Source organism: Streptomyces apocyni, assembly GCF_009739465.1.
GTDB classification, from domain to species: domain Bacteria; phylum Actinomycetota; class Actinomycetes; order Streptomycetales; family Streptomycetaceae; genus Streptomyces; species Streptomyces apocyni.
On sequence record NZ_WHOM01000067.1, the window covers coordinates 145,958 to 158,788 of the forward strand.

Sequence of the window (12,831 nt, forward strand, 5' to 3'; positions counted from 1 at the left end):
CGGTGCGGATCGTCAATGCTGTGGTGTCCTGGCTCGTCTCCCTGGTGCTGCGCATCGTCACCCGGCCCTGGGCGCGGCGGCGCCCGGAAGAAGCAGCGCCGAAACCGCCGCCGCATGTGAGCGAGCCCGGGCGAGGTGACTGCGACTGTCCACGCGAGGAGAACCGGTGCGGGGCCTTCGTGCACTGGTACCCCGACGGCGCGGTCAAGCTGAACTGTCCTGTGTGCCGCACGTACGTGGAGGCGGACGTCACCGGTAACTGGTCGTGTCCGACGTGCGAAGGCACCTTCGGGCAGATCGTTATCCCACGCCGCCGCTAGAAGGCTGGCGGGGTCGTCAGGCCTTAACGCCAGTTGGAACCGCGAGGGCCCACGGCGCCTCCTGGGTGGCGCCCAGAGCCAGTTCGGCCCACACCGTTTTGCGTGGTGTGGGGCCCGAGGTGACACCCCAGCGGTTGGCCAGGGCCTCGACGAGCAGGAGGCCGCGACCGGACTCGCTGTCGTCGCCGGGACCGGGGCGTTGGACGGCTGGCAGGCGGTCCGGGCGGGTGTCGGTGACCTCGATGCGGAGGGTGTCACCCGTGACGGCCAGGGTCAGGTGGAGGTCCCGGCCGGGTACGTGGGCGTGCAGGACGGCGTTCGCGGTCAGCTCGGCGATGACGAGGGACGCGGGGTCCAGCGGGAGGCCCCAGGCGCGTAGCTCCTCGGTGGCGAGGGCGCGGGCCAGGCGGGCGCCTCTGCGGGTGGCCGGGACCCGGGCCGCGAACTGCTGTGGGCTGGGGGCCTGGGGAGAGGTTTCTTGGTTCATGTCACTCAGCGTGGTGGCACATGCGTACCGTGTTGTGCGATAACGCCCTCGCGTATAGCGACTGTCCGGAGCTTGTCCAGTGGTGTCCCGGCTGTCCGGAGTGACGAGTTGGGGATAACGGGCGTTGACGATGGACGGTACGTCGGAGGTGGGCGCGCATGAGCGTGGACAGCGGCGTACGGGTGGTTCGGCGGGCGGCACGGACGAACCTGGCTGGGACGTCGATCCGGACGACGAGTCGGGGGCGGCGGTAGTCGCGGCGGTCGGCCGCCAACTCAAGGTCTGGCGCGAGGCTGCGGGGATGCGGGCCGCGGACTTTGGGGCGGCGATCGGGTACGGCGAGGACCTGGTCTACAAGGTCGAGGGCGGGCGCCGGATTCCGCGCCCGGAGTACCTGGACGAGGCGGACGGCGTGCTCCGCGCGGGCGGCAAGATCTCCGCGATGAAGCGGGACGTGGCGGAGGTTCGCTACCCGAAGAAGGTTCGGGACTTGGCGAAGCTGGAGGCCAAGGCGGTCGAGCTGGAGTCGTACGGCAACCACAACTTGCACGGCCTGTTGCAGACGGAGCAGTACGCGCGGGCCTTGTTCGGCATGCGACAGCCCGCGTACTCGCAGGACGAGGTGGAGCGCGGGGTGGCAGCACGCATGGCCCGGCAGTCGATCTTCGAGCGGTTGCCTGCCCCCGCGCTCAGCTTTGTCCTGGAAGAGGTGACGCTGCGGCGCCCCATCGGGGGGAGAATGGTGCTGCGCGGACAGCTCGAACGCCTGCTAGAAGTAGGCCAGTTGCGAAACGTGGCGATCCAGGTGATGCCGACCGACCGTGAGGACCATGGCGGAATGGACGGCCTGATCCAGGTGTTGAGGTTCCGAGACGGCTCGGCGGTGGGGCGCTCCGAGGGGGTGTTCAACGGCCGACTGGTCTCGGACCCGAAGGACCTCCGGGTCCTTGAGCTGTGCTATGGCATGATCCGGGCCCAGGCTTTTACACCACGTGAGTCGCTGGTCTTCATCGAGCAAGTGCTGGGAGAAACATGATCCGCAAGACTTCTGCCGGAGATGCTTCCGAGCTCGAGTGGTTTAAGAGCAGCTATAGCGACAGCAGCAACATCAACGACTGCGTCGAGGTAGCGGTTACTCAGGGAGCGGTTTACGTCCGGGACTCCAAGAACACCGTGGGCCCTCAGCTCGCGCTCACGCCTACCGCGTGGGCTGGCCTCGTCTCGCTGATTGCCCATGGCTGACCTCACGGCACGCGCTGCCGAGCAGGAGTGGTTCAAGAGCAGTTACAGCGACAGCAGCAACAGCAGCGAGTGCATCGAGGTCGCAGTGGCCCCCGGCGCAGTCCACGTCCGCGACACGAAGAACATCGGCGGCCCGCAGCTCGCGCTGACGCCCACCGCCTGGGCAGGCCTCGTCTCATCCCTCACCCAGGGCTGACCTGCTGCCGGGGGCGCCTCCGAACTGGGCGTGGTTTAAGAGCACCTACAGCCGTGGTCCTGATGGTGACTCGTGTGTCGAGACCGCCCCCCGCCCCGCGGGCGCATCCACGCGTGCCTCCAATACCCCGGGCGGCTCCCACCCCCACCTCACCCCCGCCACCCGGTCCACCTTGCCCGCGCAGCACTATGGACCGTCCGGCGCGCGGTTCTCCGCGCAGTGCCGAGCGGGATGGGTGAGCGGGGTTGGCCGGGTCACCGACGGACTTACCCAGTGTTTGTGGGGTGCGGGGGTGGCCGCCCTCGTCGTTCGATGGTCGCGGGGCCGGGCCGGCTGTCAAGGGCGCTCCCTTCGCTCGCGTCGGCTCCGCCGATTCCGCTAACGCTCCACCCTTGACATCCGCCCCGTCCCCGCTATGCAGGCCGTGGGAGGGCGGCCCAGGGGAGGCGGCGGCGGAGGTAAGGGAGTGGCGCGCGTTTCGCTGCCGGGTGCGGATTGGTTGTTGGGGCGCACGAGGGGGATGGGTGGTGCGACACCGGCTCAGCGACTGCGGGTCGTGGGGGCGCGGGCCGAGGGCGCGCACGAGAGGGGCAGGGCGGTCACACTGGCTCAGCGACTGCGGCAGGTGGGAGTGGCCGGTGCGCACGAAGGCTGGGTGGGTTGTGCTGCCCCGGCTCGGCGGCTGCCGACCAGCGGGTGACCGGGCGCGCGAGCGGCGCGTGGGTGGTGGCGCCCGGGCTGGCGGCCACCGGCCGGTGGGGCGGGAGGGCACGGCTGGGACTGGTGGGATCAGGTCGCGGAGTGAAGTGCGACTTTGGGACACCAAAAGCCGGGCAAAAGGGGCGGCTTGCTGTCCCAAAGTCTCTTCTTACCTCCAATTGCCCCCGATAGGGGCCGGAAAGGCCGCCGAGCAGCTCCCAGCTCGGCTCACCGGACCTGCCCCCTGGCCAGGCCCACGCTCAGCGTCGCGTGCTGGGTGTGGGCGACGGCCGACAGCAGACCACCGCCCGTTGCCGACCTCCGGCCGGGGCCGCAGACACCGACACAGGCAGGCCGCACCCCACCATTCGCATCCCGCAACCACTCGCAGCCGCTGAGCAGGGGCGACCACCCACCCCCTTTCGTGCGCACCGGCCCCCACGGCCCGCAGTCGCTGAGCCGGTGTCCGGCCACCCACCCCCCTCTTGCGCCCCAACGACCGGTCCGCACCCGGCACTCAAACGCCCACCACCCCCTACCCCTCCCGCTGCCCCGTTCTTGGGCCGCCCGGTGTACCTCGCGTTCGCGGGTCCGGGTCGGGTGTCAAGGGTGGAGCGGTAGCGGAATCGGCGGAGCCGACGCGACCGTAGGGAGCGCCCTTGATACTCGGGCCGGACCTGCCATCATCGGACGGACCGGGCGGCCACCGGTGCCCAATGCGGTACTGGCCCACCACGACGCCGACCCGCGCACCCCGCCCCGCCTGCCCCATCCGCTCGACCCGGCTCACGCGCCTCGCCCCCGTCGTCGCTGACCTCGCTGGCCTCCTCCGTAACCACGGCTCCGGGGTGCGTTCGGCAGCGCCGACCTGCTGCGCATCCATGTCGGGGCGGACCGCGTGATGTACGAGGTCCGGTGTACGGCGAGGACCTGTCCGCCATCCGGCCCCGGTAGGGAGACCAGTGCGGAGAGTGATCTTCCAGAAGGAAGAGTCTCTGAAGAGTCCCGGCGCCTAGGGTCCTGTCGCTTCCACCCGAGCGGGGTTCGATCTCCCTCCTCGGCTTCAGAGGCACTCGACCAGCACAACAACTTCAGGGGGAACCTGTGTCTTCGTTCGGCAGGAATCTGACACGTCTGGCCGTCGCGGGCTCCGCGCTCGCCGTGATGGGCATAGCCATGCCCGCCACCACGGCGTCCGCCGCATCCGCGAGCGTCTGCGGCAGCGGGTACGAATTCACCGACGCCAAGGCGCTGCCCAATGCGAGCAAGCGCCACGCGACACTGTTCTTCTACATGAAGGGCAAGAGCGCCTGCGCGATCCTCGACAACAACACGCCCGGGGGCGCCAACTACATGGACCTGCGGATCTGGCCAGGCGAGAACAAGTCGGCCGGTGACCGCGACCACGGAAAGTTCTCCCAGTACGCGGGCCCGGTGTACAGCAGCACCCTCGCGCGCGGAGGTCGCTGTGTCGGCATTTCCGCGGTGATGAGGAACGAGGCCAACACCTCGAACCTCGTCAACTGGAAGGGCGGCTACGTCTTCCACGTCGACAACAGCTCGTCGGAATGCGCCTGACCCTCAGGTGATCGGCCAGGGCACGCGGGCAGGCCCGGCAACTACGTCTCGGTGAGGTGGCCGGGCGAGTGACCGCCCGTAAGCGACCCGTCAGCTGGAGCTGACCCTCCTCACCTGACTGTCGGGCGCAGCCGTTCCAGTCGGAGGTCGGGGCGCACCTTCGCGATCGCCGCGAAGTCGTCGTCGACGTGGAGCAGGGTCAGGTCCCGGCGTTCCGCTGTGAGCGCGATGACGATGTCCAGCGGGGAGGGGCCGCGATGGTGCCCGATGCGCACGAGGTCTCGTTGTACGGCGATGACGTGTGGCCAGGGGTCTTCGATCGCGGGAACCCAGCCGAAGGTCTGGCCGAGCATGGTGAAGAAGGGCTCGTGGTCGCGGTCGGTGCGCAGGCCGGGCATCAGCTCGGTCTCGACGGGTGGGGTGAGGGCGACGAGTCCGCGCGCCACGCGGCCCGGCCAGGGTTCGTCGATCTGGCCACGTAGCAGCCGCCAGACGGCGGAGGTGTCGGCGAGGTAGGTCACAGTCCGGACCGCTCCCGTTCCTCCAGGACGTCGAAGTCGAGGTACGAGTCGGCGTTCTCCTGCAGCCAGCGCAGCGCCCGCGCCCGATCGTCCGCGCTGATCGCCGCCGCTATCGTCAGGGCGCGGTTGATGGTGTCCCGCTTCGTCTTGGTGCCGAGCTGCCGCTGTGCCGCGTGGAGAGTGTCGTCGTCGATGTCGACCAGGGTCCTGGACATGGGGGCCTCCTGCGGGAACGTGGTTGATATATCGACCTGTCCAATATATCAACCGACCGGGAGTGCGGGGCGTGCCGTCCTGGGTTTGACCTTCGCCCCGTACCGGGTACGCTCTCCGGCTCGATTGGCCAGGGCTCTGCCCCGTATGGCAGACTGTCGGGGTTGCTCGGTTGAGTGCCGATGCTGCGCGCCTCCCGCCGGGAGGACCGGAAGCGAGTCCCACAGTACTCGTCGCCCTATCTGCCCTATGGCAGCGCTGGGGCGGACGTACGGGAATCTTCCGGGAAGTGCAGCGGGGTGCCTTCAACCAGGCGCCTGGTGGGTGTTCTTCCCCCACTGCGCGGTCATCGGCCGCAGCCCCTAGCAGGGAAATCCTTTGGGAGATCCCTGTCAGTGAGACTGCGACACGCCCGACCGCGTGGGTCGGAGAAGAGTTGGTAGAACCCCTCAGGTTCCAGAGCGTTCGAGAGACAGGACTACAAAGTAGCCATGGCGGGACAGAAGATCCGCATCCGGCTCAAGGCCTACGACCACGAGGTCATCGACTCCTCGGCGAAGAAGATCGTCGAGACGGTGACCCGCACTGGTGCGTCGGTCGCAGGCCCGGTGCCGCTGCCCACTGAGAAGAACGTGTACTGCGTCATCAAGTCGCCGCACAAGTACAAGGACTCGCGCGAGCACTTCGAGATGCGCACGCACAAGCGCCTGATCGACATCCTCGACCCGACTCCCAAGACCGTTGACTCGCTGATGCGCCTGGACCTTCCGGCCGGCGTTGACATCGAGATCAAGCTCTGAGAGGCGCGGAGAAGATGGCTAAGCAGATCAAGGGCGTCCTGGGCGAGAAGCTCGGCATGACCCAGGTCTGGGACGAGAACAACCGTGTCGTCCCGGTGACCGTTGTCAAGGCCGGGCCCTGCGTCGTTACCCAGGTCCGTACGAATGACTCCGACGGCTACGAGTCGGTCCAGATCGCCTTCGGCGAGATCGACCCGCGCAAGGTGAACAAGCCCCTCAAGGGCCACTTCGCCAAGGCCGACGTGACCCCGCGCCGCCACCTGGTGGAGCTCCGTACCTCCGACGCGAGCGAGTACACGCTCGGTCAGGAGATCACTGCCGAGGTCTTCGAGTCCGGCGTCAAGGTTGACGTCACGGGCAAGACCAAGGGCAAGGGCTTCGCCGGTGTCATGAAGCGTCACAACTTCAAGGGTGGCAAGGCGTCCCACGGTGCCCACCGTGTGCACCGCATGCCCGGTTCCATCGGTGGCTGTGCCACCCCCGGCCGTGTCTTCAAGGGCATGCGCATGGCGGGTCGCATGGGCAACGAGCGGGTCACCACCCAGAACCTGACCGTTCACGCCGTTGACGCGGAGAAGGGCCTGCTCCTCATCAAGGGCGCGGTTCCTGGTCCGAACGGCGGCCTCGTCCTGGTCCGCACCGCGGCCAAGGGGGCCTGAGGACTATGAGCACCATTGACATTCTGTCGCCCTCCGGCGACAACGCCGGGACCGTTGAGCTCCCGGGCGAGATCTTCGACGCGAAGGTCAGCATCCCGCTGATCCACCAGGTCGTCGTCGCGCAGCTGGCCGCGGCCCGTCAGGGCACGCACAAGGTCAAGACCCGCGGCGAGGTCCGTGGCGGTGGCAAGAAGCCGTACCGCCAGAAGGGCACCGGCCGCGCGCGCCAGGGTTCGACCCGTGCGCCGCAGTTCGCCGGCGGTGGCGTCGTCCACGGTCCCGTACCGCGTGACTACTCGCAGCGGACCCCGAAGAAGATGAAGGCCGCCGCCCTGCGCGGTGCCCTCACCGACCGGGCCCGCAACAACCGCATCCACGTCGTGTCCGGCGTGGTCGAGGGCGACGTTTCCACCAAGGCCGCCAAGACCCTCCTGGGCAAGATCAGCGAGCGCAAGAACCTGCTCCTGGTCATCTCCCGCGAGGACGAGAAGGCCCTGCTGTCGGCTCGCAACCTGCCCCAGGTGCACATCCTGGAGCCGGGCCAGCTGAACACGTACGACGTGCTCGTTTCGGACGACGTGGTCTTCACCAAGGCCGCCTTCGACACCTTCGTCGCTGGCCCCAAGGCCGCAGAGAACGAAGGGAGTGACGCCTGATGGCTACGTTCCACCAGAGCATCGCCTCGAAGGAAGCCAAGGCAGCGAAGGCTGCGCGGGCCGCCAAGGCCGCGCGTCGCGCCACCGAGGGCCCCGGCCCGCAGTCGCCGGCGGAGCCGAGCAAGACCTACACCGACCACCGCGACGTGCTCGTCAAGCCGGTGGTTTCGGAGAAGAGCTACGCGCTCCTGGACGAGAACAAGTACACGTTCATCGTCGACCCGCGCGCCAACAAGACCCAGATCAAGCAGGCCGTCGAGGCGGTCTTCTCGGTCAAGGTCACCGGGGTCAACACGATCAACCGGCAGGGCAAGCGCAAGCGCACCCGCACCGGTTTCGGCAAGCGTGCGGACACCAAGCGCGCCATCGTGACCCTCGCTGAGGGCGACCGTATCGACATCTTCGGCCAGGCCTCCTAACGGAGTGCCCTGGTCCGAATATCGGACGAGGACTGAGAAATGGGAATCCGCAAGTACAAGCCGACGACGCCGGGCCGCCGTGGCTCCTCCGTCGCCGACTTCGTCGAGGTAACGCGGTCCACGCCGGAGAAGTCGCTGGTTCGCCCGCTGCACAGCAAGGGCGGCCGTAACAACGCCGGTCGGATCACCGTTCGCCACCAGGGTGGCGGACACAAGCGCGCCTACCGTGTGATCGACTTCCGTCGTCACGACAAGGACGGCGTGCCGGCGAAGGTCGCGCACATTGAGTACGACCCCAACCGCACCGCGCGCATCGCGCTGCTGCACTACGCAGACGGCGAGAAGCGCTACATCATCGCCCCCCGTGGCCTGAACCAGGGCGACCGGATTGAGAACGGCCCTGGCGCCGACATCAAGCCCGGCAACAACCTGGCGCTGCGCAACATCCCGGTCGGTACCACGATCCACGCGATCGAGCTCCGTCCCGGTGGTGGCGCCAAGTTCGCCCGCTCCGCGGGTGCCTCGGTGCAGCTGCTCGCGAAGGAGGGCGCTATGGCCCACCTTCGTATGCCGTCTGGCGAGATCCGTCTCGTCGATGTTCGCTGCCGCGCCACGATCGGCGAGGTCGGCAATGCCGAGCAGTCGAACATCAACTGGGGCAAGGCCGGCCGTATGCGCTGGAAGGGCGTCCGCCCGACCGTGCGTGGTGTCGTGATGAACCCGGTCGACCACCCGCACGGTGGTGGTGAGGGCAAGACCTCCGGTGGTCGCCACCCGGTCTCGCCGTGGGGCAAGAAGGAAGGTCGTACGCGCTCGCCCAAGAAGGCATCGAGCAAGTACATCGTCCGCCGCCGCAAGTCGAACAAGAAGCGCTAGGAGCGGGTTTAGATGCCGCGCAGTCTCAAGAAGGGGCCCTTCGTCGACGACCACCTGATCAAGAAGGTGGACGTACAGAACGAGGCAGGCTCCAAGAACGTCATCAAGACCTGGTCCCGGCGCTCGATGATCATCCCGGCCATGCTGGGTCACACCATCGCGGTGCACAACGGCAAGACCCACATCCCGGTGTTCGTCACCGAGTCGATGGTCGGCCACAAGCTCGGCGAGTTTGCGCCGACCCGCACCTTCCGCGGCCACGTCAAGGACGACCGCAAGTCGAAGCGTCGCTGACGAGGCGGGTGCGAAGACTATGAACGACACCGAAGGGACAACCATGGAAGCCAGGGCCCAGGCGCGGTACATCCGCGTCACGCCCATGAAGGCCCGCCGCGTGGTGGACCTTATCCGTGGCATGGATGCCACGGAGGCTCAGGCGGTCCTGCGTTTCGCCCCGCAGGCCGCGAGCGTGCCGGTTGGCAAGGTGCTGGACAGCGCCATCGCCAACGCCGCGCACAACTACGACCACACTGACGCCTCTTCGCTGGTCATCAGCGAGGCGTACGTGGACGAGGGCCCGACCCTGAAGCGGTTCCGTCCGCGTGCTCAGGGCCGTGCCTACCGGATCCGTAAGCGGACCAGCCACATCACCGTGGTCGTCAGCAGCAAGGAAGGAACCCGGTAATGGGCCAGAAGGTAAACCCGCACGGGTTCCGGCTCGGCATCACCACGGACTTCAAGTCCCGGTGGTACGCCGACAAGCTGTACAAGGACTACGTCAAGGAAGACGTCGCCATCCGTCGGATGATGACGCAGGGCATGGAGCGCGCCGGCATCTCGAAGGTGGAGATCGAGCGCACCCGTGACCGTGTGCGTGTGGACATCCACACCGCGCGTCCCGGCATCGTCATCGGCCGTCGTGGCGCCGAGGCCGACCGCATCCGCGGCGACCTCGAGAAGCTCACGGGCAAGCAGGTCCAGCTGAACATCCTCGAGGTCAAGAACCCCGAGGTGGACGCTCAGCTGGTCGCGCAGGCCGTCGCGGAGCAGCTGTCCTCCCGCGTCTCCTTCCGTCGTGCCATGCGTAAGAGCATGCAGAGCACGATGAAGGCCGGCGCCAAGGGCATCAAGATCCAGTGTGGTGGCCGTCTCGGCGGCGCCGAGATGTCCCGCTCGGAGTTCTACCGCGAGGGCCGTGTGCCCCTGCACACCCTCCGTGCGAACGTCGACTACGGCTTCTTCGAGGCCAAGACGACCTTTGGCCGTATCGGCGTGAAGGTCTGGATCTACAAGGGCGACGTCAAGAACATCGCCGAGGTTCGCGCCGAGAACGCCGCGGCCCGTGCGGGTAACCGCCCGGCCCGTGGTGGCGGCGGCAGCGACCGCCCGGCCCGTGGTGGCCGTGGTGGCGAGCGTGGCGGCCGCGGCCGCAAGCCGCAGCAGCAGTCCGCACCGGCAGCCGAGGCCCCCAAGGCCGAGGCGCCCGCGGCTGCCGCTCCGGCTGAGAGCACTGGAACGGAGGCCTGACCGACATGCTGATCCCTCGTAGGGTCAAGCACCGCAAGCAGCACCACCCCAAGCGCAGTGGTATGGCCAAGGGTGGCACTGAGGTGGCGTTCGGCGAGTACGGCATCCAGGCGGTGACCCCGGCCTACGTGACGAACCGTCAGATCGAGGCCGCTCGTATCGCCATGACGCGTCACATCAAGCGTGGCGGCAAGGTCTGGATCAACATCTACCCGGACCGCCCGCTGACCAAGAAGCCCGCCGAGACCCGCATGGGTTCCGGTAAGGGTTCCCCCGAGTGGTGGATCGCGAACGTCAAGCCCGGTCGGGTGATGTTCGAGCTGTCCTACCCGAACGAGAAGATTGCGCGTGAGGCGCTTACCCGCGCTGCTCACAAGCTTCCGATGAAGTGCCGGATCGTTCGGCGCGAGGCAGGTGAGTCGTGATGTCGGCCGGTACCAAGGCGTCCGAGCTGCGCGAGCTGGGCAACGAGGAGCTTCTCAACAAGCTCCGCGAGGCCAAGGAAGAGCTGTTCAACCTCCGCTTCCAGGCGGCGACTGGTCAGCTCGAGAACCACGGCCGGCTCAAGGCCGTCCGCAAGGACATCGCGCGGATCTACACCCTCATGCGTGAGCGCGAGCTGGGCATCGAGACGGTGGAGAGCGCCTGATGAGCGAGAAGAACGTGACTGAAGAGACTGCCGCCCGCGGATTCCGCAAGACCCGTGAGGGTCTGGTCGTCAGCGACAAGATGGACAAGACCGTCGTCGTCGCTGTCGAGGACCGTGTCAAGCACGCGCTGTACGGCAAGGTCATCCGCCGTACCAACAAGCTCAAGGCCCACGACGAGCAGAACGCTGCCGGTGTCGGCGACCGTGTCCTCCTGATGGAGACCCGGCCGCTGTCCGCCACCAAGCGCTGGCGCATCGTCGAGATCCTCGAGAAGGCCAAGTAATTCCTGCGGGGCTCATCCCGCAGGACAGTTCCGCCAGGCTCGGCAGGGGCCGACCTCGTAAGAGTGAAGCCCCTGCCGGGAACCGGCAGACGATCAGGAGATAGACGTGATCCAGCAGGAGTCGCGACTCAAGGTCGCCGACAACACTGGTGCGAAGGAAATCCTTTGCATCCGTGTTCTCGGTGGCTCGGGTCGCCGCTACGCGGGCATCGGTGACGTCATCGTCGCCACTGTCAAGGACGCGATCCCCGGCGGCAACGTGAAGAAGGGTGACGTCATCAAGGCGGTCATCGTTCGCACCGTCAAGGAGCGCCGCCGTCCGGACGGCTCGTACATCCGCTTCGACGAGAACGCCGCTGTTGTTCTGAAGAACGACGGCGACCCTCGCGGCACCCGTATCTTCGGCCCGGTCGGCCGTGAGCTGCGCGAGAAGAAGTTCATGAAGATCATCTCGCTCGCGCCGGAGGTGCTGTAAGCATGAAGATCAAGAAGGGCGACCTGGTACAGGTCATCACCGGTAAGGACAGGGGCAAGCAGGGCAAGGTCATCGCGGCCTTCCCCCGCGAGGACCGCGTCCTGGTCGAGGGTGTCAACCGGGTCAAGAAGCACACGAAGGCGAACCAGCCGGGCCGCGCTTCGCAGGCCGGCGGCATCGTCACCACCGAGGCGCCGGTGCACGTGAGCAACGTGCAGCTCGTCGTGGAGAAGGACGGCAACAAGGTCGTCACTCGCGTCGGTTACCGCTTCGACGACGAGGGCAACAAGATCCGCGTTGCCAAGCGGACGGGTGAGGACATCTGATGACGACCACCACCACTCCGCGTCTCAAGACGAAGTACCGCGAGGAGATCGCGGGCAAGCTGCGTGAGGAGTTCTCGTACGAGAACGTCATGCAGATCCCCGGCCTCGTGAAGATCGTGGTCAACATGGGTGTGGGCGACGCCGCCCGCGACTCCAAGCTGATCGATGGTGCCATCAAGGACCTCACCACGATCACCGGTCAGAAGCCGGCCGTCACCAAGGCCCGTAAGTCCATCGCGCAGTTCAAGCTGCGTGAGGGCCAGCCGATCGGCTGCCACGTCACGCTCCGTGGCGACCGCATGTGGGAGTTCCTGGACCGCACCCTGTCGCTCGCGCTGCCGCGCATCCGCGACTTCCGTGGTCTGTCCCCCAAGCAGTTCGACGGCCGTGGCAACTACACCTTCGGTCTCACCGAGCAGGTCATGTTCCACGAGATCGACCAGGACAAGATCGACCGCGTCCGGGGTATGGACATCACCGTGGTCACCACGGCGACCAACGACGACGAGGGCCGCGCCCTCCTTCGTCACCTCGGCTTCCCGTTCAAGGAGGCGTAAGCGAGATGGCGAAGAAGGCTCTTATTGCCAAGGCTGCTCGTAAGCCCAAGTTCGGTGTGCGTGCCTACACCCGCTGCCAGCGCTGTGGCCGTCCGCACTCCGTGTACCGCAAGTTCGGCCTGTGCCGCGTGTGCCTTCGTGAGATGGCTCACCGTGGCGAGCTGCCGGGCGTGACCAAGAGCTCCTGGTAATCCCTTAGTTGGGATGACCCAGAGGCTCTCGGTAAGTATCGGGTCGGCGGGAGCCCTCCTTCACATGCCGTAGGCTTGTGGGGTTGGGCACTCGCTGCCCTACCGACTTACTACGCCGTAGGTCCCCGCGCCGCACCCGTCCCGCCCCTGTGTGGG

At 67.2% G+C, this 12,831-nt stretch carries 24 protein-coding genes; 21 read left to right on the forward strand and 3 right to left on the reverse strand.

Annotated features, from left to right (window positions below; all coding sequences use genetic code 11):
• The first annotated feature begins 2 nt into the window (after positions 1-2).
• Positions 3-320, forward strand: coding sequence for a hypothetical protein (locus GCN81_RS22715; RefSeq protein ID WP_156726506.1), 318 nt, complete (start codon positions 3-5; stop codon positions 318-320).
• Positions 321-336: 16 nt separating this feature from the next.
• Here the strand turns inward: GCN81_RS22715 and GCN81_RS22720 are convergent, their stop codons facing one another.
• Positions 337-807: an ATP-binding protein gene (locus GCN81_RS22720; protein ID WP_156726507.1), complete on the reverse strand. Its 471-nt coding sequence runs from the start codon at positions 805-807 to the stop codon at positions 337-339.
• 130 nt (positions 808-937) lie between these two features.
• Here GCN81_RS22720 and GCN81_RS22725 point away from each other — a divergent pair, with 130 nt between their 5' ends.
• The 5 genes from GCN81_RS22725 (at position 938) to GCN81_RS22745 (ending at position 4,522) form a co-directional block, all read left to right on the forward strand.
• Positions 938-1,843, forward strand: a complete 906-nt coding sequence (locus tag GCN81_RS22725; RefSeq protein ID WP_156726508.1) for a helix-turn-helix domain-containing protein — start codon at positions 938-940, stop codon at positions 1,841-1,843.
• Positions 1,840-2,049 (forward strand): DUF397 domain-containing protein, encoded by a 210-nt coding sequence (locus GCN81_RS22730; RefSeq protein WP_156726509.1) that lies wholly within the window; start codon positions 1,840-1,842, stop codon positions 2,047-2,049. Before GCN81_RS22725 ends, GCN81_RS22730 begins: the two co-directional genes overlap by 4 nt.
• Complete coding sequence (locus GCN81_RS22735; RefSeq protein ID WP_156726510.1) at positions 2,042-2,245, forward strand: DUF397 domain-containing protein; 204 nt, start codon at positions 2,042-2,044, stop codon at positions 2,243-2,245. Before GCN81_RS22730 ends, GCN81_RS22735 begins: the two co-directional genes overlap by 8 nt.
• Before the next feature lie 4 nt (positions 2,246-2,249).
• A complete protein-coding gene (locus GCN81_RS33025) occupies positions 2,250-2,627 on the forward strand; it encodes a DUF397 domain-containing protein (RefSeq protein ID WP_407698009.1) in 378 nt (125 codons plus the stop codon).
• A 1,421-nt stretch (positions 2,628-4,048) separates the two neighbouring features.
• Positions 4,049-4,522, forward strand: a complete 474-nt coding sequence (locus tag GCN81_RS22745) for a hypothetical protein (RefSeq protein ID WP_156722901.1) — start codon at positions 4,049-4,051, stop codon at positions 4,520-4,522.
• Positions 4,523-4,632: 110 nt separating this feature from the next.
• On the opposite strand, the gene GCN81_RS22750 is transcribed toward GCN81_RS22745, so the two are convergent.
• Complete coding sequence (locus GCN81_RS22750) at positions 4,633-5,043, reverse strand: PIN domain-containing protein (protein ID WP_156722902.1); 411 nt, start codon at positions 5,041-5,043, stop codon at positions 4,633-4,635.
• The gene (locus tag GCN81_RS22755; protein ID WP_156722904.1) at positions 5,040-5,258 is read right to left on the reverse strand and encodes a type II toxin-antitoxin system VapB family antitoxin; all 219 of its coding nucleotides are present in this window, start codon (positions 5,256-5,258) and stop codon (positions 5,040-5,042) included. The genes GCN81_RS22750 and GCN81_RS22755 overlap by 4 nt, the downstream gene beginning before the upstream one ends.
• 489 nt (positions 5,259-5,747) lie before the next feature.
• Between GCN81_RS22755 and rpsJ the strand changes: the two genes are divergently transcribed.
• The 15 genes from rpsJ (at position 5,748) to GCN81_RS22830 (ending at position 12,675) form a co-directional block, all read left to right on the forward strand.
• Positions 5,748-6,056 (forward strand): 30S ribosomal protein S10, encoded by a 309-nt coding sequence (gene rpsJ, locus GCN81_RS22760; RefSeq protein ID WP_003948644.1) that lies wholly within the window; start codon positions 5,748-5,750, stop codon positions 6,054-6,056.
• A gap of 14 nt (positions 6,057-6,070) precedes the next feature.
• Entirely contained in the window at positions 6,071-6,715 is a 645-nt protein-coding gene (gene rplC, locus GCN81_RS22765) for a 50S ribosomal protein L3 (protein WP_156722906.1), read from the forward strand.
• 5 nt (positions 6,716-6,720) lie between these two features.
• The gene (gene rplD, locus GCN81_RS22770; RefSeq protein WP_156722907.1) at positions 6,721-7,371 is read left to right on the forward strand and encodes a 50S ribosomal protein L4; all 651 of its coding nucleotides are present in this window, start codon (positions 6,721-6,723) and stop codon (positions 7,369-7,371) included.
• Positions 7,371-7,790, forward strand: coding sequence for a 50S ribosomal protein L23 (gene rplW, locus GCN81_RS22775; protein WP_156722909.1), 420 nt, complete (start codon positions 7,371-7,373; stop codon positions 7,788-7,790). Before rplD ends, rplW begins: the two co-directional genes overlap by 1 nt.
• Positions 7,791-7,829: 39 nt before the next feature.
• On the forward strand, positions 7,830-8,666 hold the full coding sequence (gene rplB, locus GCN81_RS22780) for a 50S ribosomal protein L2 (protein ID WP_156722911.1): 837 nt from the start codon (positions 7,830-7,832) through the stop codon (positions 8,664-8,666).
• Positions 8,667-8,678: 12 nt separating this feature from the next.
• Positions 8,679-8,960 (forward strand): 30S ribosomal protein S19, encoded by a 282-nt coding sequence (rpsS, locus tag GCN81_RS22785; protein WP_156722913.1) that lies wholly within the window; start codon positions 8,679-8,681, stop codon positions 8,958-8,960.
• Positions 8,961-9,003: 43 nt separating this feature from the next.
• Positions 9,004-9,351 carry a 50S ribosomal protein L22 gene (gene rplV, locus GCN81_RS22790; protein WP_004571827.1) on the forward strand — a complete coding sequence of 116 codons (348 nt, stop codon included), beginning with the start codon at positions 9,004-9,006 and terminating at the stop codon, positions 9,349-9,351.
• Positions 9,351-10,193, forward strand: coding sequence for a 30S ribosomal protein S3 (gene rpsC, locus GCN81_RS22795; RefSeq protein ID WP_156722915.1), 843 nt, complete (start codon positions 9,351-9,353; stop codon positions 10,191-10,193). Before rplV ends, rpsC begins: the two co-directional genes overlap by 1 nt.
• A gap of 5 nt (positions 10,194-10,198) precedes the next feature.
• Positions 10,199-10,618: a 50S ribosomal protein L16 gene (gene rplP, locus GCN81_RS22800; RefSeq protein WP_156722917.1), complete on the forward strand. Its 420-nt coding sequence runs from the start codon at positions 10,199-10,201 to the stop codon at positions 10,616-10,618.
• Entirely contained in the window at positions 10,618-10,842 is a 225-nt protein-coding gene (gene rpmC / locus GCN81_RS22805; RefSeq protein WP_010036720.1) for a 50S ribosomal protein L29, read from the forward strand. Before rplP ends, rpmC begins: the two co-directional genes overlap by 1 nt.
• Complete coding sequence (gene rpsQ / locus GCN81_RS22810) at positions 10,842-11,126, forward strand: 30S ribosomal protein S17 (RefSeq protein WP_156722919.1); 285 nt, start codon at positions 10,842-10,844, stop codon at positions 11,124-11,126. Before rpmC ends, rpsQ begins: the two co-directional genes overlap by 1 nt.
• Positions 11,127-11,232: 106 nt before the next feature.
• Positions 11,233-11,601, forward strand: a complete 369-nt coding sequence (gene rplN, locus GCN81_RS22815) for a 50S ribosomal protein L14 (protein WP_156722921.1) — start codon at positions 11,233-11,235, stop codon at positions 11,599-11,601.
• Positions 11,602-11,603: 2 nt separating this feature from the next.
• Entirely contained in the window at positions 11,604-11,927 is a 324-nt protein-coding gene (gene rplX, locus GCN81_RS22820; RefSeq protein ID WP_156722923.1) for a 50S ribosomal protein L24, read from the forward strand.
• Positions 11,927-12,484, forward strand: coding sequence for a 50S ribosomal protein L5 (gene rplE / locus GCN81_RS22825; RefSeq protein ID WP_156722926.1), 558 nt, complete (start codon positions 11,927-11,929; stop codon positions 12,482-12,484). The genes rplX and rplE overlap by 1 nt, the downstream gene beginning before the upstream one ends.
• Before the next feature lie 5 nt (positions 12,485-12,489).
• On the forward strand, positions 12,490-12,675 hold the full coding sequence (locus GCN81_RS22830; RefSeq protein ID WP_003956452.1) for a type Z 30S ribosomal protein S14: 186 nt from the start codon (positions 12,490-12,492) through the stop codon (positions 12,673-12,675).
• The last annotated feature ends 156 nt before the right edge of the window (positions 12,676-12,831 follow it).